26 protein-coding genes and 1 pseudogene are annotated in these 26,885 nt (G+C 53.4%); 17 read left to right on the top strand and 10 right to left on the bottom strand.

Annotation, left to right across the window (positions count from 1 at the left end):
- Nucleotides 1–3 precede the first annotated feature (3 nt).
- The 7 genes from trpB to HS100_13620 form a co-directional block, all read right to left on the bottom strand.
- Complete coding sequence (gene trpB / locus HS100_13650; GenBank protein ID MBE7434956.1) at nucleotides 4–1,188, bottom strand: tryptophan synthase subunit beta; 1,185 nt, start codon at nucleotides 1,186–1,188, stop codon at nucleotides 4–6.
- Nucleotides 1,189–1,233: 45 nt separating this feature from the next.
- Nucleotides 1,234–1,917 (bottom strand): phosphoribosylanthranilate isomerase, encoded by a 684-nt coding sequence (locus HS100_13645; protein MBE7434955.1) that lies wholly within the window; start codon nucleotides 1,915–1,917, stop codon nucleotides 1,234–1,236.
- A gap of 10 nt (nucleotides 1,918–1,927) precedes the next feature.
- Nucleotides 1,928–2,782 carry an indole-3-glycerol phosphate synthase TrpC gene (gene trpC / locus HS100_13640; protein ID MBE7434954.1) on the bottom strand — a complete coding sequence of 285 codons (855 nt, stop codon included), beginning with the start codon at nucleotides 2,780–2,782 and terminating at the stop codon, nucleotides 1,928–1,930.
- The gene (gene trpD, locus HS100_13635; protein MBE7434953.1) at nucleotides 2,779–4,398 is read right to left on the bottom strand and encodes an anthranilate phosphoribosyltransferase; all 1,620 of its coding nucleotides are present in this window, start codon (nucleotides 4,396–4,398) and stop codon (nucleotides 2,779–2,781) included. Before trpD ends, trpC begins: the two co-directional genes overlap by 4 nt.
- A gap of 66 nt (nucleotides 4,399–4,464) precedes the next feature.
- Entirely contained in the window at nucleotides 4,465–5,514 is a 1,050-nt protein-coding gene (trpS, locus tag HS100_13630; protein ID MBE7434952.1) for a tryptophan--tRNA ligase, read from the bottom strand.
- Between the two features lie 86 nt (nucleotides 5,515–5,600).
- On the bottom strand, nucleotides 5,601–7,085 hold the full coding sequence (gene trpE / locus HS100_13625) for an anthranilate synthase component I (protein MBE7434951.1): 1,485 nt from the start codon (nucleotides 7,083–7,085) through the stop codon (nucleotides 5,601–5,603).
- Between the two features lie 512 nt (nucleotides 7,086–7,597).
- Nucleotides 7,598–7,870 (bottom strand): hypothetical protein, encoded by a 273-nt coding sequence (locus HS100_13620; protein MBE7434950.1) that lies wholly within the window; start codon nucleotides 7,868–7,870, stop codon nucleotides 7,598–7,600.
- Between the two features lie 226 nt (nucleotides 7,871–8,096).
- Between HS100_13620 and HS100_13615 the strand changes: the two genes are divergently transcribed.
- The 7 genes and pseudogenes from HS100_13615 (at nucleotide 8,097) to HS100_13585 (ending at nucleotide 12,982) form a co-directional block, all read left to right on the top strand.
- A complete protein-coding gene (locus HS100_13615) occupies nucleotides 8,097–8,738 on the top strand; it encodes an MOSC N-terminal beta barrel domain-containing protein (GenBank protein MBE7434949.1) in 642 nt (213 codons plus the stop codon).
- Nucleotides 8,739–8,952: 214 nt separating this feature from the next.
- Nucleotides 8,953–9,155: pseudogene (locus HS100_13610) on the top strand (hypothetical protein).
- A 43-nt stretch (nucleotides 9,156–9,198) separates the two neighbouring features.
- Nucleotides 9,199–9,684, top strand: coding sequence for an HIT domain-containing protein (locus HS100_13605; GenBank protein MBE7434948.1), 486 nt, complete (start codon nucleotides 9,199–9,201; stop codon nucleotides 9,682–9,684).
- A gap of 78 nt (nucleotides 9,685–9,762) precedes the next feature.
- Entirely contained in the window at nucleotides 9,763–11,397 is a 1,635-nt protein-coding gene (locus HS100_13600; GenBank protein MBE7434947.1) for a DUF3048 C-terminal domain-containing protein, read from the top strand.
- A gap of 154 nt (nucleotides 11,398–11,551) precedes the next feature.
- Nucleotides 11,552–12,151: a DNA alkylation repair protein gene (locus HS100_13595; GenBank protein MBE7434946.1), complete on the top strand. Its 600-nt coding sequence runs from the start codon at nucleotides 11,552–11,554 to the stop codon at nucleotides 12,149–12,151.
- A gap of 160 nt (nucleotides 12,152–12,311) precedes the next feature.
- The gene (locus HS100_13590; GenBank protein MBE7434945.1) at nucleotides 12,312–12,566 is read left to right on the top strand and encodes a type II toxin-antitoxin system Phd/YefM family antitoxin; all 255 of its coding nucleotides are present in this window, start codon (nucleotides 12,312–12,314) and stop codon (nucleotides 12,564–12,566) included.
- On the top strand, nucleotides 12,563–12,982 hold the full coding sequence (locus HS100_13585) for a type II toxin-antitoxin system VapC family toxin (protein ID MBE7434944.1): 420 nt from the start codon (nucleotides 12,563–12,565) through the stop codon (nucleotides 12,980–12,982). The genes HS100_13590 and HS100_13585 overlap by 4 nt, the downstream gene beginning before the upstream one ends.
- A gap of 15 nt (nucleotides 12,983–12,997) precedes the next feature.
- On the opposite strand, the gene HS100_13580 is transcribed toward HS100_13585, so the two are convergent.
- Nucleotides 12,998–13,390, bottom strand: a complete 393-nt coding sequence (locus HS100_13580) for a group II truncated hemoglobin (protein MBE7434943.1) — start codon at nucleotides 13,388–13,390, stop codon at nucleotides 12,998–13,000.
- 59 nt (nucleotides 13,391–13,449) lie between these two features.
- Between HS100_13580 and HS100_13575 the strand changes: the two genes are divergently transcribed.
- The 10 genes from HS100_13575 to HS100_13530 all read left to right on the top strand — a co-directional run bounded on the left by HS100_13575 (nucleotide 13,450) and on the right by HS100_13530 (nucleotide 24,835).
- Nucleotides 13,450–14,652, top strand: coding sequence for an acetyl-CoA C-acetyltransferase (locus HS100_13575; protein MBE7434942.1), 1,203 nt, complete (start codon nucleotides 13,450–13,452; stop codon nucleotides 14,650–14,652).
- A 29-nt stretch (nucleotides 14,653–14,681) separates the two neighbouring features.
- Nucleotides 14,682–15,053, top strand: coding sequence for a VOC family protein (locus HS100_13570; protein MBE7434941.1), 372 nt, complete (start codon nucleotides 14,682–14,684; stop codon nucleotides 15,051–15,053).
- Nucleotides 15,054–15,133: 80 nt separating this feature from the next.
- Nucleotides 15,134–15,622 (top strand): DinB family protein, encoded by a 489-nt coding sequence (locus HS100_13565; protein ID MBE7434940.1) that lies wholly within the window; start codon nucleotides 15,134–15,136, stop codon nucleotides 15,620–15,622.
- Nucleotides 15,619–16,467, top strand: a complete 849-nt coding sequence (locus tag HS100_13560) for a 3-hydroxybutyryl-CoA dehydrogenase (protein MBE7434939.1) — start codon at nucleotides 15,619–15,621, stop codon at nucleotides 16,465–16,467. The genes HS100_13565 and HS100_13560 overlap by 4 nt, the downstream gene beginning before the upstream one ends.
- Before the next feature lie 165 nt (nucleotides 16,468–16,632).
- A complete protein-coding gene (gene uvrA / locus HS100_13555) occupies nucleotides 16,633–19,512 on the top strand; it encodes an excinuclease ABC subunit UvrA (GenBank protein MBE7434938.1) in 2,880 nt (959 codons plus the stop codon).
- A gap of 126 nt (nucleotides 19,513–19,638) precedes the next feature.
- Nucleotides 19,639–20,442, top strand: a complete 804-nt coding sequence (locus HS100_13550) for a LysM peptidoglycan-binding domain-containing protein (GenBank protein ID MBE7434937.1) — start codon at nucleotides 19,639–19,641, stop codon at nucleotides 20,440–20,442.
- Between the two features lie 178 nt (nucleotides 20,443–20,620).
- Nucleotides 20,621–20,893 carry a 30S ribosomal protein S20 gene (gene rpsT / locus HS100_13545; protein MBE7434936.1) on the top strand — a complete coding sequence of 91 codons (273 nt, stop codon included), beginning with the start codon at nucleotides 20,621–20,623 and terminating at the stop codon, nucleotides 20,891–20,893.
- 48 nt (nucleotides 20,894–20,941) lie between these two features.
- Nucleotides 20,942–21,508: a hypothetical protein gene (locus tag HS100_13540; protein MBE7434935.1), complete on the top strand. Its 567-nt coding sequence runs from the start codon at nucleotides 20,942–20,944 to the stop codon at nucleotides 21,506–21,508.
- 220 nt (nucleotides 21,509–21,728) lie between these two features.
- The gene (argS, locus tag HS100_13535) at nucleotides 21,729–23,534 is read left to right on the top strand and encodes an arginine--tRNA ligase (GenBank protein MBE7434934.1); all 1,806 of its coding nucleotides are present in this window, start codon (nucleotides 21,729–21,731) and stop codon (nucleotides 23,532–23,534) included.
- Nucleotides 23,535–23,587: 53 nt separating this feature from the next.
- Nucleotides 23,588–24,835, top strand: a complete 1,248-nt coding sequence (locus HS100_13530; protein MBE7434933.1) for a hypothetical protein — start codon at nucleotides 23,588–23,590, stop codon at nucleotides 24,833–24,835.
- Between the two features lie 31 nt (nucleotides 24,836–24,866).
- Here the strand turns inward: HS100_13530 and HS100_13525 are convergent, their stop codons facing one another.
- On the bottom strand, nucleotides 24,867–26,354 hold the full coding sequence (locus HS100_13525) for a hypothetical protein (protein MBE7434932.1): 1,488 nt from the start codon (nucleotides 26,352–26,354) through the stop codon (nucleotides 24,867–24,869).
- A 2-nt stretch (nucleotides 26,355–26,356) separates the two neighbouring features.
- Nucleotides 26,357–26,881 (bottom strand): sigma-70 family RNA polymerase sigma factor, encoded by a 525-nt coding sequence (locus tag HS100_13520; protein ID MBE7434931.1) that lies wholly within the window; start codon nucleotides 26,879–26,881, stop codon nucleotides 26,357–26,359.
- Nucleotides 26,882–26,885: the final 4 nt, after the last annotated feature.

The following is a 26,885-nucleotide window of genomic DNA, read 5'->3' as shown; positions in this document are numbered from 1 at the left end:
GGATTACTTTAATTCCTTGATGACAGTATTCAAGTCCTTATCGCCGCGTCCCGACAGGTTAACCAAAATCACCTGATCCTTGCGCATGGTCGGCGCTTTTTTAATGACTTCCGCCACCGCATGAGACGACTCCAATGCAGGGATGATCCCCTCCGTATGGCACATTGTTTGGAAGGCGCTCAAAGCCTCCTCATCCGTCGCCGACGTATAATACGCGCGTTCGTTATCCCTCATCAGCGCATGTTCGGGACCAACTGCCGCGTAATCCAACCCCGCCGATATGGAATGAGTCTCCGCGATCTGACCGTCTTCATCCTGAAGTACATACGTGCGTGTGCCATGGATGACACCCACGCGTCCCTTGGATGGGTCACCGAATCGCGCCGCGTGTTTGCCCGTTTCGATTCCACTTCCGCCTGCTTCGACACCGATCAACTCCACCTGCTCATCATTCACAAATCCACTAAAGACACCGATCGCATTCGACCCGCCACCCACACAAGCAATAACCGAATCAGGTAAGCGGCCCGTTTCCAGCAGTATCTGTTCGCGTGCCTCGCGCCCGATCACCGACTGAAACTCGCGCACGATGGTTGGATAAGGATGAGGTCCCAGCGCAGAGCCGAGCAGATAATGTGTATCCCGTACATTCGTCACCCAATCACGGATCGCTTCGTTGATGGCATCCTTCAACGTCTTCGTTCCCGAACTCACAGGCAGCACCTCCGCGCCGAGCAGTTTCATCCGAAACACATTCGGCTCCTGCCGCGCAATATCCACTTCGCCCATATACACCACGCACTCGAGTCCCAACAACGCTGCCGCGGTCGCCGATGCGACCCCATGCTGACCCGCTCCCGTCTCGGCAACGACCCGTCGCTTTCCCATGCGTTTCACGAGCAATGCCTGTCCCAATGCGTTGTTGATCTTGTGTGCGCCTGTATGCGCCAAATCTTCGCGCTTCAAATAGATCTGCGCGCCGCCCAATTTTTCTGATAAACGCTTTGCGTATGTCAGAGGTGTCGGTCGCCCGACGAAAGTTGCCATCAGTTTGTTGAATTCTTTTTGAAATTCAGCGTCCGCTTTCGCCGATACGAACGCCTCTTCCAATTCGATCAACGCGGGCATCAACGTCTCGGGCACGAATTGTCCGCCGTACGGACCGAACTTATGCGGTAATAAAGTCATAGTATGTCATTGCGAGGGGCGCCAGCCCTGAAGCAATCTCCTCTATCATTTGGAATATCGAGACTCTGGTTCACGCCCGATCTTTTTCTCAGCATCACGCACTGCCTGCACGAACGCCTTCATCCTGCTCGGATCTTTCTTCCCTGGGGCTGACTCCACGCCCGAAGCCACATCCACCCCCCACGGCTTGACTCTGCGGACCGCCTCCGCGACGTTCTCTGGAGTCAATCCGCCCGCCAGCAACAACGGATATTTCTTCGCCAACTCCGCCGCGCCAACCCAATCGGCAGTAACTCCGCTCCCGCCATACAAACCCTTTACCGCTGCATCGACTAGTAACGCAGGTTCAAGTCCGTGCCGCTTTTCCGCGAAGTCCGTAATTTTCCGTGAATCCGTTTCAGAGCCCGTGGACAAGCGAATTGCCTTGAACGATTTCTCTTGCAGAGATTCCATAAACTCCACGGTTTCATCGCCATGTAACTGTGCCAAACCCAATCCGCACGTATCCATCGTCGCATGGATTTCATCCACCGACGCATTCACAAACACACCGACACAAGCCACGCGTCCAATAGTCCGCACCTTGGACATGATCCCGCGGCATACGCCCACCTCCACATAACGTGGACTCTTTGGATAGAAGTTGAATCCGATCAAGTCCGCACCGAGGTCGATGGCGGTAAGGGCATCATCAACGGTTTTGATTCCACAGATTTTTATTTTGGTCACGACTTCTCCCTCACCCTAGCTCTCTCCCATTGGGAGAGGGGACTCGGACACCAGAAAGCTCCCTTACCTTTGCAGGAATATCTTCCGAAGTCACCAAAGCTTCACCCACAAGGATGGCATCCACATTTGCCTTTGCCAATCGCTCCACATCCCTTGCCGTAAAAATTCCACTTTCAGCGATAACCGCGATCTCAGCAGGAATCATCGGTCGAAGCTTTTCTGTTGTTTCGAGAGTGACATCAAAAGTAGCAAGATTACGATTATTGATTCCAATCAGCTTCACATCTTTCAACTTCAGCGCTCGTTCGGTTTCTTCTTCATTATGAACTTCAACCAAGGCAGTTAATCCCAGACTCGAAGCACAGGCATGCAAATCAGCAAAGAGCTTGTCGTCGGTCAATGCAGCGGCGATGAGGAGGATGGCGTCCGCTCCGTTGGCGCGGGCTTCATAGATTTGGATTTCATCAATTGTGAAGTCTTTTCTGAGCAATGGCAATTCGGATTTGCGCTCAAAGCGGAGTTCACGAAGCGTTTCGAGCTTGCCCATGAAGAATTTTTCGTCGGTCAACACAGAGATGGCAGAGGCGCCGTTTTGGGTGTAGATATCTGCCACTTGGAAGAGGTCGAGGTGCGAGGCGAGAATCCCCTTGGAGGGTGAGGCACGTTTGAGTTCAGCGATCAGGCTTGGGCGAGTCCCGAAGCGGGACGACCTCACTCCCGTCCCCTCTCCTGAAAAGCGAGGGGAGACAGCGGAAAGGAAATCTCGAGGCGCAGGAGAAGAGTCCGCGGCGCGGCGTAAGGCTTGGGCGTCGAGCGCCGCTATCTCCAACTTTTTATGTTCGATGATCTTTTCAAGAATATTCATTGAGCAGGCTGAAGGCTTTGCGAAAATTCAACAAGGGCGTTGAGCTTGGCAAGGGCTTGACCGCTATCGAGTGCTTCTCTGGCTTCCTCAAGTACGGATTTGAAATCACCCGTCTCAGCGGCGAGAGCGCCAGCGGTGTTGAGAAGAATCGCATCGCGGCGCGCGCCGGTGAGTTTGCCACCGAGAAGATCGCGCATCATCACTGCGGCTTCATCTGGCGTGCCGCCGCGGAGTTCGGCAACTGTGGATTGCGCGAAACCAAGATCGGCTGGATCTAGATCGTAGGTTTCAACAGCGCCGTTCTTGAGATGACTGATGCGATTGAGCCCCGTGGTGCTGAGCTCGTCGAGTCCATTGGCGCCGTGAATCACCATGGCAGCTTTGGAACCAAGTTCGTTGAGCACCTGCGCCATCGGTTCAGTGAAGGCGGGAGAGAACACGCCCGTAAGTTGGATATTCGCGCCCGCAGGATTCGTGAGCGGACCGAGGATGTTGAAGATGGTGCGCTGACCGATCTCCTTGCGCGGACCGATGGCATGCTTCATCGCAGGATGAAATTTGGCAGCAAACATGAAGCCAATGCCGATCTGTTCGATGGCTTGAGCGATCTGTTCGGGAGTGAGTTCGAGGCTGATACCGAGTGCAGATAGAACATCTGCCGAGCCGCAATGAGAGGACGCAGCACGGTTGCCGTGTTTCGCAACTTTTCGTCCGGTGCCTGCAAGGACGAACGCCGCGGCAGTGGAGATGTTGAAGGTATGCGCGCCGTCACCGCCCGTGCCGACGATATCGTAGATAGGCTCGGTGGTGTTGAGTTTAACCTTGACCGAGACACTGCGCATCGCGCGAACAGAGCCTGCGATCTCGGCGATGGTCTCGCCTTTCATGCGGAGCGCAGTGAGATAAGAACCTATTTGTGCCTGCGTGGCTTGACCCGTCATGATGATGGTCATCGCCTCTTCGGCTTCCGTGTCGGTGAGGTCTGCCCGATTGATCGTTTTGGCAATAAAAGGTTTGAGCATGGATAAGTCTCCTTTCGAAACGGGAGCGGGATTCAGGTCGAGAAAGTTCTTAAGAATCTGCTTGCCGTGTTCGGTGAGGATGGATTCGGGATGAAACTGCACACCGTAGGTATGATGCTCTTTGTGCTTGAGTCCCATGATCTCTTCTTCGGGTGTAATGGCGGTGACTTCCAACTCGGCGGGGATGGGATCATAGACGACCAACGAGTGGTAGCGCATCGCTTCGAACGGCGACGGGACGCCCTTGAAGAGTCCCTCTCCGTTGTGAGTTACTTTGGAGGTTTTGCCATGCATGAGACGCTGGGCGCGGTCCACTTTGCCGCCGAAGACCGCACCAAGCGCTTGATGCCCGAGACAAACACCGAGCACGGGGATTTTGCCATCGAAGTATTTGATTGCATCGGAGGAGATTCCATCATCCTTGAGCGGTTCACCCGGACCCGGCGATATCACCAAGTGACTTGGATTGAGCGCAACAAGTTGATCCATCGTCACCTGGTCGTTGCGGAAGACTTTGATATCCGCGCCGAGTTCGCCGAAGTATTGGACAAGGTTGTAAGTAAACGAGTCGTAGTTATCGATTAGGACTAGCATGTTTGAATTCCTCAAGGGTCGAAGGTTGAAGGTAAAAAGAGACTTGAGACTTTTGACCTTCAATCGTTAATCGTACTCACCGAAAATATCCACCTGGTCAATAAACAAATCAAGTGAATAAGACAAACCCGTTCGTTCGCGGACGAGGTCCATGGTGGCTTTGGCTTCGGTTTGCATACGGCTGATGCCATGAGCGAGCACATCGTTGGGGATCAACGGGTGTGACAGGAAGTAGGCTCGCTTCTCTCGGATCGGCTCGAGGAAGTTGTTGATCGCAACCGCGAGTTTCTGCTTGACTTCCACATCACCGACTTTCCCGACGCGATAGCGCTCTTTGAGATCATCCACTTCCGATTTGGAGGAATTGAACGCGTCGTGATAAACGAACACAGGATTGCCTTCGACGGTCCCTGGATCGGTGGCGCGGAGGCGTTTCGGGTCGGTGTACATGTTCATCACCTTTTGCCTTACTATCTCGGCATCGTCGGAGAGATAGATGGCATTGCCCAATGACTTGCTCATCTTATTCTGGCCGTCCGTACCGACGAGCAGCGGAACATCGCCAATAATGGGTTCAGGTTCAGGGAAGGTCTCGCCATAGAGATTATTGAAGCGACGCGCCATTTCGCGCGCGAGTTCGATGTGCGATTGATTGTCGCGTCCCACAGGAACGACCTGTGCGCGGGGAAGCAAAATATCTACAGCCTGCAAAACAGGATATCCAAGCAAACCAAACGGCATGGAGTCGATGTGGGCGTCACGAGCCATATCTTTGAGAGTGGGCATCCGCTCCAGACGCGGGACTGTGACCAACATCTCAAACAACAGATTCAACTGATAGGTTTCAGGGATCGCCGATTGGACGAAGATCGTGCTGACATCAGGGTCAATGCCCACGGCGAGATAATCCAGCACTGTTTCTTTGATGTAGGTTGGAATCTCTTTGATGTATTCCGGTTCGGGCTTCGTGGTCAGCGTGTGCAGGTCTGCGATGATGAAAAAAGATTCGTATTGATGCTGAAGGCGCACACGGTTTTCCAGTGAACCGACATAGTGGCCGAGGTGAAGTCGTCCTGTGGGACGGTCACCTGTGAGGAGGCGGGACTTTGGGGTCATGGGTTATGTCCTTTCGTTACTTCTCATGTGTCGTTGCGAGGAGGCGTTCTTCCCGACAAAGCAATCTCCTCGCAACGACATATTATTTATTTGTTTTCTTCTGCCATCTCGATCGCCTTCAACATCGCGGAGGCTTTGTTTACGGTCTCTTGAAACTCGGTGGTCGGATTCGAATCAGCCACAATGCCTGCACCTGCCTGAACTGTGAACGTATTGCCGCGCCCCACCATGGTGCGAATGGCCAGGCAGGTGTCCATGTTACCGTCGAAGCCGAAGTAGCCGACCATGCCCGCATACGCGCCGCGCGGGTCAGGCTCAAGGTCAGAAATGATCTCCAATGCACGGACTTTCGGCGCGCCGCTGACCGTCCCTGCGGGGAATGCGGCTCGAACCAGGTCGAAGGCGGTCAGATCGGACTCCAACTTCCCTTCGACGTGTGAGACGATGTGCATGACGTGTGAATATTTTTCGATGGTGAAAAAGTCGGAGACTTTGACTGTACCATACTCACACACGCGCCCCAAATCGTTGCGACCCAGGTCCACCAACATCACATGTTCGGCGCGTTCCTTGGCATCGGCGAGCAACTCTTGCGCGAGGGCGGTGTCAGCGTTGACATCGGCTCCTCGCGGGCGCGTCCCGGCGATCGGTCGGAGGGAAGCGGTTCGTCCCTCCAAACGCACAAACATTTCAGGTGACGATCCAACAATGTAGAGCGGCTCATCGTCCACGATCCCAAAATCAAAAAAGAACATATAAGGCGAAGGGTTGAGACGCCGCACGGTACGATAGACATCGAACGGCTCGACATTCGTTTCGCGCGTGAAGCGCTGTGAAAGCACCGCTTGAAAAATATCGCCTGCCGCAATGAATTCCTTCGCATCACGCACCATGTCTTCGAAACGCCCCTGCGTCATATTCGAGCGAGTCTTCGAAGCTTTGACCTCCCGCGTCTGCGCGGGTGGAAGCGGTTGGTGAATGCGAGACTCGATTTCATCCAACTTGCGATTCGCAGAGTCGACATCGCCATCGAGGACGTTCGCAACTATGGACAGGCTTCGCCGCGCGTGATCGAAGGCGACGACGGTATCGGCGAGGAGATAGATTCCATCGGGAATGCTTCGACTGCGCTTCATTTTTGACTTTAGCACTGGTTCAAAAAACCGAACCGACTCGTATCCCAAATATCCGACCATCCCGCCGATGAAACGCGGAACACCCGTCTGCGCCTTGACGCTTGCACCTGAGCTTGCGCTCGTTGCAATCGCAGGTGAGTTGAAGCGGCTCATCTCCTGTTGCAGAAAATACGTGGGATCGGTCTGATCCTCGAGCGTGACCAGGCGCGACGAATCGGATTCAATGACTTCGACCCCATTTCCGCGGATGATGTACTGCGCACGCGGCTTGATTCCGATGAACGAATAGCGAGCGATGCGCTCCCCGCCCTCCACGGATTCGAGCAGGAACGACGCGCCCTCGCCGCGCAATTTCATGTACACGCTGATGGGCGTTTCGAGATCTGCGCTGATCTCGCGGATGATCGTTTGCGTGGCAGTTGCTTCAAGTAACATAAATTCTCCTTTGGTTCATCGTCCATTTCGCAGGGGCGAGAGGACCTCGCCCAACTTCGAGGTTATCTCAAATTCCTGGGCGGGGAGACCCCGCCCCTACATATTCGATTAAATTAAAATCCCCTCCTGTCCATTGGGACGAGAGGGGAATCTCGTGGTGCCACCCAAGTTAACGCCTTTTAAACAAAATTTCCCTGTGTGATGCAACAGGGATGCGAGCCAGCGTCACTCTTGTAGTTAGCTAGTTGGAAAGTTTTGTAGTTTGCCAGTTATTATCCATCTAAGTAACTCTGCGGGGTAACGGGTGCAGTTCCCGTCTCTGGTACTTGCTTCGGTGGTTTCGATACACCGCTTCGCGGCACTCAACCACCTTCGCTTTCTCTTCACAACTCGGAGGTCCATTCCACTTCTGCGCTTTTGCCTCGCTTGCACCACAACGGCTTGGCTCTCTGGAAATCGCTTTGAAGTGTACTCGTCCTCGTCAGCGTTTTTAGACTATATTGGGCGAGATTTTATGACGGACGGAGGAGGATGTCAAGAGGAAGGGAGGTTGTTTTTTTCCTAAGAAATTTTGGTAAACGACTTGTGTAAATAATGCCTTCAGCGTCTGATACAAATACATTCTTAAGTTTCACCTTATTGCCTCGTTGTTTGTTAATTATATCCCCATTTTTATTTTCATCAAACAAAATACTTAAAGATTCGCCTGTTTGACGGCCGGTGTGGAAAGATCCCTCCCAAAAATCGTTTACGTCCGCCGCTGGAATGACCTGACAGGTATCCATACAAGCTTTCCAGATAGGGATTCATGGCGGCGAATGCGCCTTGGTCAGCAAATGTACTGCTGAGGCCTGTCAGGTCTGGAAGTTACACAAAAAGTAATTAAACCCCGACACCTTGCATCCAAACAAAGCCTGAGAAGAAAAGGGCGGCGTTTCCGACTTCTCAAATTCATGGATTGCATCTTTTTGATGCGAGCAAGGTGTTACCGTGCCTCGAAATAAATCAAGCATGTATATCGCCGAAATTTGGCGGTATCCCGTTAAATCATTGGCTGGTGAACAATTGAAATCCGCCTCGCTGAATGCAGATGGTATTGCGGGCGACCGCCGCGTGCTGGTCTACAACGAACAGACACGTCAACTCATCACCTCACGCACGCATCCAAAATTGCTGGGGCTGAAAGCGGCAGTGGATCAATATGGTCAGGTATTTATCAATGGTCAACCGTGGAATGCGTCTGAGTCCGCTCAAGCAATTATCACAGCCGCTGGACCTCATGCCCGTCTGCTCGAATGGGATGGAATGGAACGCTTCGATGTGCTCCCGTTATTGGTCGCTACTGATGGAGCCATCAAAGAGTTTGGATACGACCATCGCCGTCTGCGCCCCAACCTGGTCATTGGCGGCGTGGAGGGGTTGGCAGAGCGCGAATGGACAGGGCGGCGTATGAAAATCGGCGAGGCAGTCATTGAGTTTGCCCAACTGCGCGGACGATGCGTCATGACCACATACGACCCCGATACACAAGCGAAAAATCCAGCAGTCCTCCGTCATATCGTTGATAAGTTCAATGGCACGCTGGCGCTTGACACCGACACCATCCAAGGTGGGCAAATCGAAGTTGGCGCTCCTGTAGAGTTGATCGAATAGTTTTCAAAGCAGCCGGACAGGTGTCCATAGAAATCTTATGGTCAAGGATTCATGGCAACAAACGCGTTTTGGTCAGCAAATGCCTTGTTGAGACCTGTCAGGTCTAAAGGTGACGGGTATACTTCGCCAAACTTCTCTTGCGAGGGAACCCATGTCCACGATCAATGCTTTTGTCCTGAAACATATCCGCACCCCCGAAATGATCGGCGTCGTGATGCGTATCTTCAGTTTCAGTCTCGTCAGCTGGCTGGGACCCGCCAGTCCCTTCATGTTCGTGTGGATATTCAATACCGCAGATGCCATCCTGCTCTCATGGTGCGCCATCCTCAAAAGGACCAGGCATACACGCTGCTCAATATCTTTTGGGTATTGGTCGGTCTGGTGGGAATATTGCGGGCGGGGAATTTCATCCATTAAACTCATTTTCTCGGTTAAAATTTACCAATCGAATTCCAATCGCATGAAACACATCTGGTCACCCTGGCGTATGACATACATCGAATCCCACAACAAAGAAGATGGCTGCGTGTTCTGCATTGCGCAAGCCAAAACAGACGGCATCGAGAACCTGATCGCTTTTCGCGGGAAGAATGCATATGTGATCCTCAACCGCTATCCCTACACAAGTGGACATCTCATGGTGCTTCCCTTCGACCATATTCCCAGCCTCGAAGGCTTGAAGCCCGAAGTCCGCGCGGAGATGATGGAGTTGGCATCGCGCTGCACGACCGTCCTGCGGGAGGTGTACAACACGCAATCCTTCAACGTGGGCATCAACATGGGCGAAGCGGCGGGAGCGGGCGTGCTTGGTCATGTCCACATCCATGTCGTTCCACGCTGGAGCGGCGATACGAATTTCATGTCCGCGGTGGGAGGGACGCGCGTCTTGCCTGAAGCGCTGGAAGAGACATATAAACGGGTGAGCGAAGCGTTCAAGGGAAAGTAATCGGCAAGTGCTGATTTGCATTTCATGGATTAGAGAATTGGAGAATTGATTTTGGGGGATGTTGTACGTGGAGAGCGAATGAAAATTTCCAGGCAAAAGTTTTATTTGATTCTTGGCATGTTGATGGCAGGCTTGATCATTGCTTCCTGCAATGCGCGGGAAATTGCCGTCACACCGACCTCCTCTTCATCCGAGACTCCATCCCCAATCCCCGGCACACCGACGCCGAGTCTCACCCCCACTCCGCAGGGATATTCCACGCCTGCTGTTTACGGACCAGACCGCGAAAACTTTCCGTCAGATATCAATCCTCTTTCCGGTGAACAAGTCAAAGACCCAAACCTGTTGTCGACCCCCGCAGTTGCCATTTCCATTTCGCATTTTCCAGTCGCGGCGCGTCCGCAGGCAGGGCTTTCGTTCGCGCCCTGGGTCTTCGAGTTCTACATCACCGAAGGCGCGACTCGTTTTCTTGCCATCTTCCACGGTGCGTTCCCCGAGCCGGAGCTTCCGATCACGGGCGAATGCTCCGTGCGCCGCGAACCTTTTGTGGAAACATCGTTCATGCTCGGCAATCGCATCTGGCTGGACGAGAATCGAAACGGCAAGCAGGAGGATTACGAAAAAGGAGTCGGCGGCGTCTGCGTCGATCTATTGGATTCATCCGGAAATTTGATTCAACAAACATCGAGCGACTCGAACGGCTATTACGGATTCAACGTCCAGCCCGGGATTTACTTCGTGGAGTTCAGGATTCCGCCCCGGTTGGAATTTACACAGAAAAATGTCGGGGATGAAAATGAGGACAGCGACGCTGATCCGGAATCGGGACGGGTCGAGGCGGAAGTTAATTCCACGCTTCTTCACCTGGACGCAGGCTTGATCCCTTCCGAGGAAACGAATCCAACTTTGAATGAATCCGCCCAAATACCCCCCGCCGAGGTGGGACCGATCCGCTCGGGGCGTTTGCTTTACATCGATATTCACAACATGTTCCTGAACTCGTGTTTTATCTTCGCATCCGCTTCGCCGGAGATATTGCCGATGCTGCCGCAGTGTTATCTCGTCCCGCACGATGAAGCCAGCGGCGGCGCGATGATGACCATAGAAAAAATGAAATCGATCGCGGATGAAAACAGCGAATCACGTTCGGGCGATTTCAACTATGCCAGTAATGTTTTTTCGGAATCGCCGCCGCCCGGCGGACTTGTGGCAAACCGCGTGAATTCCTTCGTGGCGGTCCGCAACCGGGCTGCGTGGGTGTTTGACCCCCTCTCTGCTTCCTACTGGCGATACGTGGATGACACCAGCCAGGAAAACGCCGGGAAACTCCACGCCGAAATCGACAGATTGACCGGCAGGCAATTACAGTTCGATAACATCATCGTCCTGTTCGTCGAACAGTTTGTGTTTGAATATAAACAGATACCGGTCCCCACTTTGATCGATTGGGACCTGGAACTCGGCAACAGCGGTTTTGCGACGCTTTTTCGAAACGGAATGAAGTATGATATTAGATGGAGCACAAAGGCGCGGGCGTACGAAAAGAAGACCGGGCAGGCCCGTCCGATCTATTTCGTAGACGCAGACGATAATCCCGTCCCGCTCAAACCCGGCAGGACGTGGCTGTTCGTTGCAACGCCGTATTCGTATGTGACCAATCAGGGCGACGGAAGTTGGACGATCCGCTATGTCGCGCCGGAGGGATCGGAGTAGGAGTAATTGGTAATTGGCGCTGGTCGAGCAGCCCAAACGGGTTTGGAGGGTCTATCGAGACCAGAGATGAGAGATTGGAGAGTCCTTGCATCCTTATGTTCTCTTTCTAAAAAAACATGTTGAAAAACACGCCAACCCCGCCAACGCCGCGCCAATGAAAAAATACATGCGCGACCAATTCGAGTATTTGGGGATCAAGACTCCGCTGCTGGTCGCATTGCGAAAAGATTTCATCGAGGAAAACGGGCTCCCACCGCTGAAAGGCATTGACCGCATCGCCCGGGATCTGTGGTCGCTGCCCCAGCGCGAGTTTCAATACCTGGCTGTCGGATTGATCGGCAAAATGGAAAAGCAACTCACCGAAGATTTCATCACCACGCTCGAATATCTTATTATGCACAAGTCCTGGTGGGATACAGTCGACTCGCTGGCTGGCAACAGCGTCGGGGTGATGTTCAAGCGTTATCCAAAAGTGAAGCGGAAATATCTAAAGACATGGCGCATATCGGATAACCTTTGGCTCAGGCGGACGACTCTGCTGTTTCAACTTGGCTACAAGGAAGAAACGGATTTCGGCCTGCTATGTGGTCTGATCGAGGAAAACCTCGGCTCGGATGAGTTCTTCATCAACAAAGCCATCGGCTGGGCGTTGAGGCAGTATGCATGGACCAATCCAGGCGTGGTTCGGAAGTATGTCAAAGCCACGAAGGGACTGAGTCCTCTCAGCAGGCGTGAGGCGTTGAAAAATCTTTGAAAAAGAACCGAGTCACGTTTCTGTTTAGTTTGACTACACGCAGAATTGATAAGGCATCCTTACACCTTGCATTTCTGGAAATTGACAGCTTTCGCTGGATACGGGTAAAATCTAGCCCGACTAGCCAGAAATGAACTGGCTTTATAAAGGAGTATCTCCAATGAATGCCGTCTGGCAAATACAGGAAGCCAAGAACAATTTAAGTGAAGTGATCACCCTGGCAATAAAACAAGGTCCGCAACTCATCACAAAACACGGAGAAAAAACGGCAGTCGTTATCTCGTATATCGAATACGAAAAATTGCGCAAATCGCAAGGGAAGCTTTCCGAGTTCTTCAGCGCTTCCCCGCTTGCGGGCGCAAACCTGAACCTGACCCGGGACAAAAGCCTGCCGCGTAAAAACCTGGAACTATGAAATATCTGCTCGACACTTGCGTCATCAATGAACTGATCTCACTCCGACCCAACCCAGACGTAATCGCTTTTGTCGACTCTCTCGAACACGAGGACATTTACCTGAGCGCCATTACCGTGGGGGAAATCACGAAGGGGATTCACCTTCTCAACGACCCAAACCGAAAACGTGAACTCGAAGACTGGCTTCGGGATTTCTTTCTTGTCCGCTTCGACGGGCACATATTGCCATTGAACACGGATATCTTCATCCGCTGGGGGGAATTATCCGCCAAACTGGACCGGCTCGGCCTGCCCCCAGCCCCTTCCATCGATTCGCTCATTGCCGCCACAGCCCTGACGCACCAAATGGTGCTGGTGACGATGTATGAGGATGATTTCCAAAATACCGGGTTGGAGATCGTCAACCCCTGGTAAAAAAGTGGGGCGACTTTATGAGTCGCTCTTTTGATTCCGTAGAAAATCTGCGATTTCGGCAAACCGCGATTTCAAATGATCGGCTATGACCGGGTCAAATTTGCCCGCATCCAGCGCATGGCTCATGCACCAGAGCCACTGATCGCGCTCACGCTCGCCGATGGTGAAAGGCATGTGCCGCATCCGCAGGCGGGGATGGCCGAACTTCTCGACGTATAACTGCGGTCCGCCAGCCCAGCCCGTCAAGAACAAGAATAGTTTTTCACGCGATTGTTTCAAACTCGCGGCATGCAGAGCGCGGATATCCTTCGCCTCGGGGGAAGTATCCATCAGGTCATAGAAACGGTCCACCAGGGCGCGGACACCGTTCTCGCCGCCGAGTAATTGATAAAGAGATTGTTCAGGCATGGGTGGGATTTTACCGTATCAAACATGTATAATTGATTCATCACCGACAGGAGAATCAGATGAACAAAGCAAATGAAGCCGTCATTCTGAGCGCAGTCCGAACGCCAATGGGAAAATTCCAGGGTGCGTTGAGCAACATCCCTGCACCGAAACTCGGCGCGATCGCCGTGGAAGAAGCGGTCAGACGCGCGGGTATCGATGCCGCGGATGTCGAAGAAGTCATCATGGGCAATGTTGTTGCCGCAGGTCTGGGTCAGGCCCCCGCGCGCCAGTCACTGATCCAGGGGGGCGTGCCCGCAACCGTCAGCGCAACCACGATCAACAAAGTCTGCGGTTCGGGCTTGAAAGCGGCGATGATGTGCGCTCAAGCCATCCGCGCCGGCGATGCGGACCTTTTCATCGCGGGCGGTTTTGAATCGATGAGTCGCGCTCCGTATCTTGTCAGCGGGCGCATGGGCGAGTTGAAATTCGGCAACACACAGATGACCGACGCCCTGCTCAATGACGGCTTGTGGGATCCGTTCGAGAATTGGGCGATGGGCAATGCTGCGGAATTTATAGCAGACGAATACGAAGTGACTCGTGCCGCGATGGATGAGTTCGCGCTTCGCTCCCATACCAAAGCTGTGGAGGCTCAAGAGGCGGGCCGTTTCAACGCTGAGATCGTTCCCGTCCAAATCCCGGGTCGAAAGGGTGAAGTGACCACTGTCAGTATGGACGAAGGTCCGCGCAAAGATACGTCGCTGGATTCGCTTGCCAAGCTCAAACCGGTCTTCAAAGCGGACGGCAAAGTTACCGCAGGCAACGCTTCCTCAATGAACGACGGCGCGGCGGCGGTGGTGATCTCCTCCCGTGCGTATGCTGAACAGAAAGGTTACAAGCCGATGGCGAAAATCGTTGGCTATGCCCAGGCAGCGTTGGAACCGAAATATCTCTTTGCCGCTCCTGCTCATGCGATTCCGAAATTACTCAAGAAGATCGGCTGGACGTTGAAGGACGTCGATCTGTTCGAGGTCAACGAAGCCTTTGCCGCGCAAGTTTTGGCGGATGGTTATGCCCTCGCCGACCAGGGTTGGGACTGGGACAAGGTCAACGTGAACGGCGGGGCCATCGCGCTCGGTCATCCACTAGGCGCGAGCGGCGCGCGGGTGCTGACAACGTTGATCTACGCCTTGAAAGACCGCGGATTGAAACGAGGTATTGCATCCCTTTGTCTCGGCGGCGGTGAAGCCGTGGCGATGGCTGTCGAGATTGAAGGTTAGAAAGTTTACAGGTTGAAGGCTGGTGAATTATGGCGAAAGTTTTAGGTGTTGGCGGAATCTTTTTCAAATCACCGAACCCGAAGCAGCTTTATGAGTGGTACGCGAGGTGGCTGGGCATGACGCTGGAAGAATGGGGCACCATGTACGTTCCAAAAGACTACCCACCGAACAGCCAGACCGTGTGGAGCGCGTTCGATTCATCGACAAAGTATTTCGACCCCTCCGAGAAGGGATTCATGTTCAACCTGATTGTGGATGACCTCGAAGGAGCGTTGAAGCAAGTTAAAGAAGGCGGCGCTGAATTGATCGGGGGAATCGAGAAGATGGAATACGGTTCATTTGGCTGGTTCATCGACCCGGATGGAAACAAAGTTGAACTGTGGGAACCGATAAAAGAGTGACACAAACGGAGATGGACAGCGATATTCATCTCCGTTTGTGTTTATTAATTCAATAATAGTTATCAAAAAAGAGGAAACTTATGGATGCCAAAGAACGCAACGAAAAGATCGAACTGTACGGGAGCGGATACGATCTACTGAAAGCGACGCTGGCAGAAGTTCCGCAAGAGGCAATGCTTTTCAAGCCAGAGCCAAAAGAATGGAGCGTGTACGAGGTCATCATTCACATTGCAGACAGTGAATCCAATGCGGCTTTGCGTGCAAGAAAATTGATCGTGGAACCCGGCGGGAGCATCATGCCATACGACCAGGCACTATGGGCAGATGTGTTGAATTACCACGAACACAATTTTGAAGATGCGCTGGAAGTGACGCGGCTGGCTCGCAAGACCACCTACGAAATGCTCAAACGCGTGCCGGAGATCGTTTTCAACACGCATTGGATCAAGCATCCCGAATATGACGAGCCGTATACCTTCGACAAATGGATCGATATTTATTCGGCTCATATTCCGGGGCATATCGAGCAAATACAGAATAATATCAAAACCTGGAGGTCGAAGAAATGACGATCAAGCACATTTTCATCATCGGTGCTGGAACAATGGGCAATGGCATCGCGCAGGTTGCGGCAACGTCGGGCTATCAGGTCACCTGCATGGATGTGATGCCTGCCGCGCTTGAAAAAGCCAGAGCAACCATCGCCAAATCCACGGCGAAGTTGGCGGAGAAGGGAACGCTCACAGCGGATCAAAAGGCTGCCGCAGACGCGATCCAATTCACATCCACCATGGATGCGATGAAGGAGGCGGATTTCATCATCGAAGCGGCGACGGAAAATCCGGAGTTGAAGTTCAAGATATTCAAAGACATGGATGCCAACGCGCGTGAGGGCGTGATCCTCGCCACGAACACATCATCCATTTCGATCACAAAAATCGCCGCTGCAACGTTGCGGCCTGAGAAGGTCATCGGGATGCACTTCATGAACCCGGTGCCGCTGATGAAACTGGTCGAGGTCATCAAGGGACTCGCCACCGATGAAACAACACTCAACACAACCTTGGAACTGTGCAAGGTGATGGGCAAGGAAGCGTGGACGGCGAACGACTCGCCCGGCTTTATCTCGAACCGCATCCTTTGCCCGATGATCAATGAAGCCGTGTTTGCGTTGCAGGAGGGAGTCGGCACACCCGAAGCCATCGATGCGGTGATGAAACTCGGCATGAATCACCCGATGGGTCCGCTCACACTGGCGGATTTGATCGGTCTGGATGTTGTGCTGTTCGTGATGGAAGTGTTGCAGAGGGACTTGGGCGAAGATAAATACCGCCCCGCGCCATTGCTGCGCAAGATGGTGGATGCCGGGTATTTGGGGCGCAAAAGCGGGAGAGGGTTTTACAGTTATCAGTGACGACATATGAGCACCATTAGGCGGCAGTCCTCAATAAGACGACTGTCGCCTTTTCGTTTAACCTAAACCCTAATTGGTTATAATCAAGGTTTGCCTATGCATTTAATCATTCTTGAAACAAATGTGCTAAAATAGGAATAAACACCTCCCCTTTAAGGAAATTGCATGTCCTCCAACAAAATCCGTGTCGTGGGCGCGCGCGTCCACAATTTGAAGAATATCACCGTCGAGATCCCGCGGGACAAATTCGTCGTCATTACCGGGCTCTCGGGGTCGGGAAAATCGTCGCTGGCGTTCGACACCATTTTCGCCGAAGGTCAGAGGCGCTACGTCGAATCGCTTTCGGCGTATGCGCGGCAGTTCATCGGTCAGATGGACAAGCCCGATGTGGATTACATCGAAGGGCTCTCCCCCGCTGTATCCATCGACCAGAAATCCACTTCGCACAATCCCCGTTCAACGGTCGGAACGGTCACTGAAATCTACGATTACATGCGTTTGCTGTTCGCGCGCGCGGGCATCCCGCACTGCCCCGAGTGCGGACGTGTAGTCTCGCGCCAATCGGCGCAGGAGATCGTGGACAAAATCTCCAACCTGCAGGACGGCTCGCGGATATTGATCCTTGCGCCCCTCGTGCGCGGGCGCAAAGGAACGTATCAAGCCGTCTTCGAAGAGATCCGCAAGGCAGGCTTCACACGCGCCCGCGTGGATGGAACCGTCCATTCACTCGACGATGAGATCGAGCTCGACCGCTACAAACAACACACGATCGAAGCGGTTGTCGACCGGCTCGTAATCTCGAACAACGGATCGAAGGAAGACAGGAAAGCCGCGCTCACCCGGTTGACCGATTCGGTGGAAACCGCCTTGAAGTTCGGCGAAGGGTATGTTTCCATCAACCTCGTCGATAAAAAGGAGGACATCGCCTACTCGGAGCATCTTGCCTGTCCTGAACACGGCTCGACCGTGCCCGAGATCGAGCCGCGCACCTTTTCCTTCAACACGCCCCAGGGCGCCTGCCCGGATTGCCAGGGACTCGGCTCGAAACTGGAGATCGACCCCGCCCGCATCATCCCGGACGACACTGTTTCTCTTAACGATGGGGCGATCATCAGCATGGAGTGGAACGGACCCAGGGAGGAGGGCGGCTATTACTGGCAAAGCCTGGTCAACGCATCGAAGGCGTACAAGATCGACCTCGAAAAACCGTTCGGCGAATTAACGAAAGAACAGCAGAAGATCATTCTGTATGGAACCGGCGATAAACAGATCCAGATGACCTATCAAAGCGCTGGCGGGAACGAGTTCAAATTCTCGCGCGCTTTCGAAGGGGTCATATCCAACCTGGAACGCCGTTACCGGGAAACCAACTCTGAATACATCCGCGAGAAGATCTCGGAATTCATGTCCGACCGACCTTGCCCGTCGTGCAAGGGAAAGCGGCTCAACCCCGCCGCCCTCGCCGTGACCGTGGATGATGTGAACATCGTCCAAGCCAACTCCTGGCCCGTGTTACAGACACTGGATTGGGTGAAGAAACTGGCGGGAAAGAATTCTCCGCTGACGAATAAACAGAAAGCGATCGCCGAACGGGTCATCAGGGAAATTCACGAACGCCTGAACTTTCTCGTCAATGTCGGCTTGGATTACCTCACCTTAAATCGTTCTGCCGTGACGTTATCTGGCGGGGAAGCCCAGCGCATCCGACTCGCAACCCAGGTTGGATCCCGTTTAGTGGGCGTTCTCTACGTTTTGGATGAGCCTTCCATTGGTTTGCATCCGCGCGACAATTCGCGGCTGTTGGATACACTCAAAGGGTTGCGCGACCTTGGGAATACGGTCCTGGTTGTGGAGCATGACGATGAAACCATCCGCGACGCGGACTGGGTGATCGATCTCGGTCCAGCCGCCGGGGAGCATGGTGGGCAGGTCATCGCAGAAGGAACTCCCAAACAGATTTTGGCGCACCCAAAGTCCCTGACGGGACAATACCTCTCGGGGCGGAAGCAGGTCGGGGTCCCAAAGAAGAGGCGCGAAGGGAACGGGAAGAGTCTCAAAATCATCGGCGCGTCGGCAAATAATCTGAAGAATATCAATGTCGACATCCCGCTTGGAAAGTTAGTCTGCATCACCGGCGTATCCGGTTCGGGCAAGTCCACGCTGATGAGCGACATCCTGTATAACGAACTCGCGTCGAAGTTGATGGGAGCGCGGACGCAGGGTGGCGAGCATAAGACGATCAAGGGTGTGGAACATCTCGACAAGATCATCAACATCGACCAGTCGCCGATCGGGCGAACCCCGCGATCGAACCCGGGAACGTACACGGGTTTGTTCGATGAGATCAGAAAATTATTTGCCGAACTGCCTGAAAGCAAAGTGCGCGGCTATAAACCGGGACGTTTCTCGTTCAACGTGCATGGAGGGCGCTGCGAAGCCTGTCAGGGACAGGGCGAATTGCGGATCGAGATGCAGTTCCTGCCGGATGTGTACGTGCCGTGCGATGTGTGTCACGGCAAGCGCTTCAACCGCGAAACATTGCAGGTGCTGTTCCGTGACGAGTATTCGATTTCCGATGTTCTGGATATGACCGTAGATCACGCGCTGGAAGAGTTCAAGAATTATCCGCAGATGATGAACAAATTGAAGCTCTTGCAGGAAGTGGGACTGGGTTATGTGCGCGTCGGTCAGCCCGCGACGACACTCTCCGGCGGCGAAGCGCAACGGGTGAAATTATCGAAAGAACTCTCGCGCCGCGCCACGGGACGCACGCTCTACGTATTAGACGAACCTTCCGTCGGTCTGCACGCTGCGGATGTCCACAAACTGATCGAGGTCATGCAAAGACTCGTGGAGGCGGGCAATTCGGTCCTCATCATCGAACATAACCTCGATATCATCAAAGTGGCGGATTGGCTGATCGACCTCGGTCCCGAAGGCGGCGACAGGGGCGGCGAGTTGATCGCGGAGGGAACGCCGGAGCAGGTAATGAAGATCAAAGGCTCGTATACTGGGAAGTATTTGAAAGAACATATGGGAAAGTAGGCAAGCCAGACCTCCGGGTTCTTCGAGAACCCGGAGGTCTTTTGCCCTATACCCCTTTTTCAGGTAGAATTATTTTGCACTGCCTCTGGCTGGAAAACATCAAGACACAGTGCAAAGGATGACCGCATGAATGTGAAACCTCCCTCCTCTCCCCCGCCTTCCAGCATCATCGGAAGTTACCGTAAGCGCAATCGCAGCAGGCAGAATATCATCAACATCGCAGCTGCCGTGCTTGTGCTGGGAGGTCTGGCTGTTTTAATCTATTGGCTGTCCCAACCGGGGAAGCCCATCAATCTCCTGTTCGCAACCGAAACCCCCACACCAACGGTCACATTGACCCCGACCAACACGGTCACCCCTTCCCCTACGTTCACCGAAACATCGACGCCAACCATCACGCCCACAGCCACTTTTTCGGCGCCGTTCACCTACACAGTGCAGGATGGAGATTCGCTCGCCGTTATCGCGGAAAAATTCGTATTGGGTGATGATGCCATTCCGCTCATTCTGCTTCTTAATCCTTTTAACCCCGAAACCGGTCTGGGTATTGACCCGACGACACAGATCGTGATCCCGGGTCAGGTCATCCTTCTTCCGAACCCGGATATGCAATTGCCCACCGCCACGTCCGTCCCGCCGGACCTGCCGCGAGGCACGTTGATCGAATACACCGTCCAATCCGGAGATTCCCTGGCTGTGATCGCGGATATATTCAACAGCACGATCGAGGCGATCATCGAAGAGAATAACATCGATAACCCGAACGCACTCTTCGTCGGGCAGATCCTGCAAATCCCGGTGAACCTGGTCACACCGACAGCCACGCGTCCGCCCACCAGCACACCTCAAACGCCCGGTCCCGGAACCTTCCTGCCGACATCCACGACCACGCCGATTAACGCCGCACCTGGGGTCACTGGCACACCATGATCAAAACCATTACCGCCGGGTTTAAAGCCCGGCGGTTCCTTCCGAGAAGGATGCGTTCGAACGCCGAAACCCCTCAAATCTCTGGACAAATACAATCCCCTCATGTAGAATACCGCTCTTGTGGCGGCACAAGCATGCCGCTGTCGTAAAGCAGGAAAAGAAATTTTTGGAGGAAGACTTGGCTAACATTCAATCCCAGATCAAACGCAATCGTCAGAACGAGAAGCGCCGCCTTCGCAATCGCACCATCCGTGGCGCCGCCCGCACTGCCGATACCAACGCGCGCAAACTCCTTTCGAACGACACCCCCGAGACGAAGGAAGCTGTGATGCAAGCCATCAGCGCTCTCGATAAAGCGGTCGAAAAAGGCGTTTTTCACAAGAACACCGTTGCGCGCCGCAAGAGCCGCTTGATGAAAGCCCTTGCCGCGTTCACCAAAAAGAGCGCGTAACATCGCACTCGATCAGATCGGGAGTCGCAAGACTCCCGTTTTTGTTATATGTCCACGATCATCTTCATCAACGGCACATCCTCGTCCGGCAAGACATCCCTGCTCAAACTCTTGCAGAAGCAGCTCCCCGAACCGTATCTCGATATGGGCATCGACAAATTCATCTGGATGCTGCCCAGCCGCTACCTCGACCGCCCGCTTTGGGATGAGGTCCTCGGAAAAGCGCTTCAAGCCGGACCTGTGGGTCGGTCGCTGTTCTCGGGCATGCATCACGCCATTGCCGGTGCCGCTTCGCGCAGCAACTATATCCTCGCCGACCACGTCTTCGTCGAAAAAGCCTGGGTGGACGAGTGCGCAGAGTTGTTTTCAGGGATGAACGCCTATCTCATCGGGTTGCATTGTCCGCTGGAAATTTTGGAGCAACGAGAGAAAGACCGCAAAGACCGCACGCTGGGACAGGCAAAATTGCAGTACGCGGTCATTCACAAATACACCCGGTACGACCTCGATTTGGATACCTCCAAACTGAGTATCGAAGAATGCGCCGAGCAGGTCATCGAGCGATTGAAGTCACCACCGATGGCTTTCAAAACCCTAAAAATCCCGAAGGGATGACAGGATTTAGAAACAATCAAATCGTTGCGTCAACTCCGGTGAGGTGATATAGGTTTTAATAATGCTATGACACGTCTTCAGGGTTGAAAATGCATAACTCATAAATCTATAATCATTTCACGCCTTCGGCGACGAGAAATTCACGACCGGCATTTGTCTTACGTCTTCGGCTTTGAAAGCAGATATAATCCGAGCACTTACCCACAGGATCGCTACGCTTATGTTTCAAAAAGAGCAACAACTCATCGAAGATAAGATCAAAGAATACTGTAAAGCCAATGACATCGCTTTGGCGGAATTGAAGTGGCAGCCCATCCCCTTCTCGGGCGAGTGGGGTTTTGCTACATCATTCTTCCAAACCGCCGCCAATGAAGCAAAACTCGGCAAGGGGAACAAGGTCCCAGTGCCGCAAAATGCTCAGGAAATCGCCGAACAGGTGCGGGGTCGGATCGGAAGCGTGACAGGTATCAGTCACATCGAAGCGGTGAAGGGTTATCTCAATGTCTATTTCAAGGCATCCGAATACGCCCAGCGCGTAGTGGAGGAAGTGCTTGCCAACGGCGCAGACTTTGGTCGCGGCGAAGCCAGGACTGAAACGGTTATGGTCGAATATGCCCAGCCGAATACCCATCACTCCTTTCATATTGGGCATGCGCGCAATACAGTACTGGGTGAAGCATTGGCAAGACTCGTTGAATTTGCGGGATTTAACACCATCCGCGCATCCTATCCCGGCGATTTGGGACTCGGCGTCATCACGGTGATGTGGATCTACGAGAAACGGTATAAAGGGCAGGAGCCCGCAGGTGTTCACGAGCGCGGACAGTGGATGCTGAAAATCTATGCCGAAGCCACCGCCCTGCTCGAAAAGAAGGAGAATGAAACCCCCGAACAGACCGCGCAGCGCGAAGCCTACGAAGCCGAGCGCCGCGAGATGTATCGCAAATGGGATGCTGGCGATGAGAATGTGCGCGAGTTGTGGCGCGTGACCCGTGAATGGAGTTTGGATGAACTTCGCGAGATCCTCCGCATGCTCGATGTGAAGATCGATGTGTGGTTCTACGAAAGCGATGTGGATGAGCCCTCCAAAGCCATCATCAACGAACTCATCGGACGAAACATCGCGGAAGACGAGCGCGCGCAAGGCGGGCCTGTCATCGTGAAGATAGATGAGAAGCTCGGGCTGACAAAGGAAAAATACCGCACGGCCGTGGTGCTGAGAAACGATGGGACATCGCTTTACCTCACCAAGGACCTTGCGCTTGCCAAGGTAAAATTCGAGAAGTTTCACGTTGACCGTTCCATCTATGTGGTGGATTCCCGCCAAAGCCTGCACTTCCAACAGGCGTTTAAAATCCTGGAACTATGGGGCTTCAAACAGGCGGAGAAGTGTTACCACCTAGCCTACGGATATGTCACTTTACCTGAAGGCGCCATGTCCTCCCGCAAGGGGCGTGTGGCGTTGTTCAAGGAGGTTTACGATGAAGCCATCAGGCGCGTCCTTTCTGTGGAAGCCGAAAAGAGCGTGGATATTCCCGATGAAGAACGCGAGAAAATCGCCACACAGATAGGCCTGGGCGCATTGGTGTACTCTTTGCTCTCGGTGGATAACAACAAAGATATCGTCTTCGACATCAACGAAGCGCTTTCCTTCGATGGGCGCACGGGTCCGTATATTCAGAACGCACATGTGCGCGCTAATTCCATTCTAAAGAAATCAACCTTTAACCTGCAGTCTGCACCCTTCGAATACGAATTGACCAAACAAGAGATCGAGCTCATCGAACAGATGTCGCAGTTCCCGCAAAAGGTAAAGCAGGCGGCGGAGGAATACCGTCCGCTCGTGATGGCTACCTTCGCCTATGACCTTGCGAATGCCTTCCACTCGTTCTATCATGCCGTGCCCGTCTTGCAGGCAGAAGATAAAAACGTGAAGAACGCCCGCCTGCGGTTGGTGGCAGCGGCGAAACAAACAATTGCCAATGCGCTCCGCCTGCTCGATATTCAGGCGCCGGATGTGATGTGATCGCGACAACAGGCTGACCTTTCGCGTTCGGTTTGTTTTTTTATCGGTGAAACATGCAGATCGGATTATTCAGCGAAACGCATCCATTGGAAGAAGTCTTGGTCTGGGGCGAGCCGGGCATCGAGTCGCTGCTGGGACAATTACTCCCCAAATCGAAAAGTCTCTTCTTCAGTTATTACGATGTGCAGGAGGCGCGACGGGAATTCCGTCACATGCAGACGTTGATCGAGGCGGAGGGAATTCGATTCACGCGCGCCAAGGATGCGCTGGCAAGGTCAATGGAAAAAGCGGGACTGCCCGACGAGCCGGAAAACATTCGCGAATTGGAACGCGCCCTTCTGCAACGCGCGGGCGAATACTATGAGATGTTCCGCGAACATAAAATCCGCGACTTCTCTCACGAGGGGATTCACGGAGACATCGACGAAGTTTACGAGCAGATCAAGCAGGATATCAAAACCCTTCTGGACGAGGACATTCGAGCTTACGGGGAGGCGGGCGCGATCCGGTTGAATCATCTGCTCAGCCTCCGCCATGACCTGCCGCTGGCAAACATCTTTTACGGCAGGGATCAATCCCAGGCGCTCACGGAACGGGTTGTGCTTTCGGTGTTGAAATGGGGAATCCGCAAACCTGAAGTGGAAATTTTCAAGAAAGCGTTAACGGAATTGGGATACGAAAACGGCTTCGTGGAAATCGATCGCGGCAGTCTCGAAGGCGGCGACGTTGCCCTGCTCGGCGATACCTGTTACATCGGCGTCGGCGCCCGGACCACGCTCAGCGCGGTGAAAAATCTTTGCAAGAAGATCGGCATCGAGATGGAGCAAAGGGGGATTCAGATCGTGGCGGTGGTTAACAAACGCCACGTGGAGGAAGCCGCGTTATACGGAGCGCCAACTGACGAACACATGCACTTGATGCACCTGGACATGTTCTGGATTCCACTCACGCCGAATCTGGTCATGGCGTACGGGCACGAGGTGGATCAACGCGAGGTTATCCGCATCTCGCGCAACTCGGACAGTTTTGTGATCGAGGAATTGGGCGGTTTTCGCGAGTTCCTATCATCAAAAGGAATCGAAATGCTGGAAGTGAACGAGCAGGAACAACAGAATTTCGCCACCAACCTGCTCAATTTGGGGAACCAGACAGTCATCGTAGCGCTCTCCACCAACACGCGCGTCATCAAGGAGTTGGAGCGCCGCGGTTTCCGCGTGCTGAGCGCGGAGTTGAATAAACTGGTCAATGGTTATGGGGCGGTCCATTGTCTGACTGCCCCCGTGAGACGGACAAAAAAGTAGGTCACGCTACAAGCGTGACCTACCAGCTCACTTACGGCTTCCATTCTACCTGTAAATCATCTTTCAATGTGATCGACATCTCGCGGATGGTGACAAGCACCTCCCCTGTCGGGTAACCGTCCCGACACAATTGGGTGTAAAGCAGAGGCGCAGGCTCGATCTTCTTCACATCATACAGCCAGCAGTTATCCCTCATAATATCCATTTCGACGCTCAAGCCCAGGGCTGGGTCTGCTTCGACAGCGAACTGATAGCCATAGTCGTAGCCTTGCGAACCGTCGATGAAGTTGGGCGTTTCGATGTCAGCGAAAGTCACGGCTTGCGCTGTGGAGACCTCAAAATCGAAACCGGCGACGGTAAAGGTCTTTTCCAAATCCCATTTCTGCCCGCGCTGAGGATTATCCCCTGCATCGAAAGCAAAGGTCAACTCTTCAACGGTCATTTGCGGCGGATCGGTGTAGAGAGGCATGTAGTAGGCAATGACTTGATCCACGACCACGGTGAAGGGACCGGGAGCGGGTTTGAATTGGGTGGCAAACTCGAACGAACTGCCTAATCGATGTTCGAACGGCTGCCAGACGAACGAACCGATTGCTTGAATAAGTCGTCCCTGCGAGTCGATCACGTAAACCCCTAGCGGCATAATTGAAATCAGGGATGGGTCGGGGTTTTCAACATTGAAGTGAATGTAAAACACAGTGTTCGAGTCGATAGGGACGATCCGCTCGAGGGTCAGGCTCACCTTGGGAGCAGGAGCAGTTTCGGCTGGGGGCGAGGCGGGCACTTCCTCCGTTGCCACAGGCTGAGTCACTTCGATGACAGGGTATCCCACAACTTCTCCGGCAGGGACTGTCACAAGTTTGAACGGGATCTCCCAATTTTCAGGAACATCACCGAGTTTGGTAAACGGGATACACTTCAATACAAAGGTCAGCTCGTCTACATTCGCGGGCAGTTGAATGGCATACACAGGCTGCATGGCATAGCGATTTGCATATTGATATTCACCTGCATAATCACGGCGGATCGTGGCGCCATCAGGCAGGCGCAGATCCGCATCGGCATCTGACCAGAAATTATCATCGGGGTGAATCGTTCCGCAAATGTCGGGCGTTTGGGTGTAGTTGAGTTCAACTCCGTCCACTTCATACATCAATTCAATATGGTCGGGGTGGACGAACACATTGGTGATGGTGATCGTGACTCCATCGCGAGTCGACGAAACAGGTTCTGCCAACATGCGCAAGCCACTTGTTGTTTCGACCAATCCCACATCGGGCACGTAACCAAATACACGTCCTAACGCGGCGGCAAGACCCGGCACACTGACCACAACCACTGCCAGCGCGAGCACGAATGCCACAGCCCAGGCAGGTCTAAAATATTTTGTTTTCATTTTTACCGGTCTCCGTACCAGTTCATTGCGTAATCGTTTTGCAAAATCGGGGTTCGCTTCGGGCGTTTGCATTGCCTTGCGAACCTTCTCTTCAAATTCAGGGGAGGGATTCAAATTACTCATGGTCACTCCAATTGGCTCTTCAAGCGTGCCAGCAAACGGTAGAGAGTCTTTTTGACGGCGTCTTCGCGCCTGCCGAGCAGGTCCGCGATCTCAACGAAAGTCAGATCAGCCACATATCTCAGGCGGATCAAATCCTGTTCTTCTTCGTTCAATTGTTTGATGAGGAAACGGACCTTGCTCAACTCTTCGGCGCGGATCAACACCCCAAGCGCGTCTTCACGCTCGAGCAGTTCACCCGCCGCCTCCAACCCGACCTCGCGTCTGTTCCGTCGCAAGTGGTCGTACATCTTGCTGCGGGCGATTCGGAACAACCACGCCGTAAATTGACCCTGCTCCCGATATTTGGGCAGCGCCTCATACGCAGTGATGAATGTCTGCGACGTGACATCTTCGGCGGAATGGGCATCACCGAGGCGGCTGTACAGGTAGCGATAGACAGGTTGCAGAAAACGGTCGTACAACCTGCCAAATGCGGCAGGGTCGCTTTTGGCGGCAACGATCAGCTCGGGGAGTTCGTCTTGACTCATTGGT

Source organism: Anaerolineales bacterium, from assembly GCA_015075725.1.
Lineage (GTDB): Bacteria > Chloroflexota > Anaerolineae > Anaerolineales > Villigracilaceae > Villigracilis.
The sequence above is the reverse complement of the archived record's forward strand: the minus strand, read 5'-3'. Positions and strand labels throughout refer to the sequence as shown.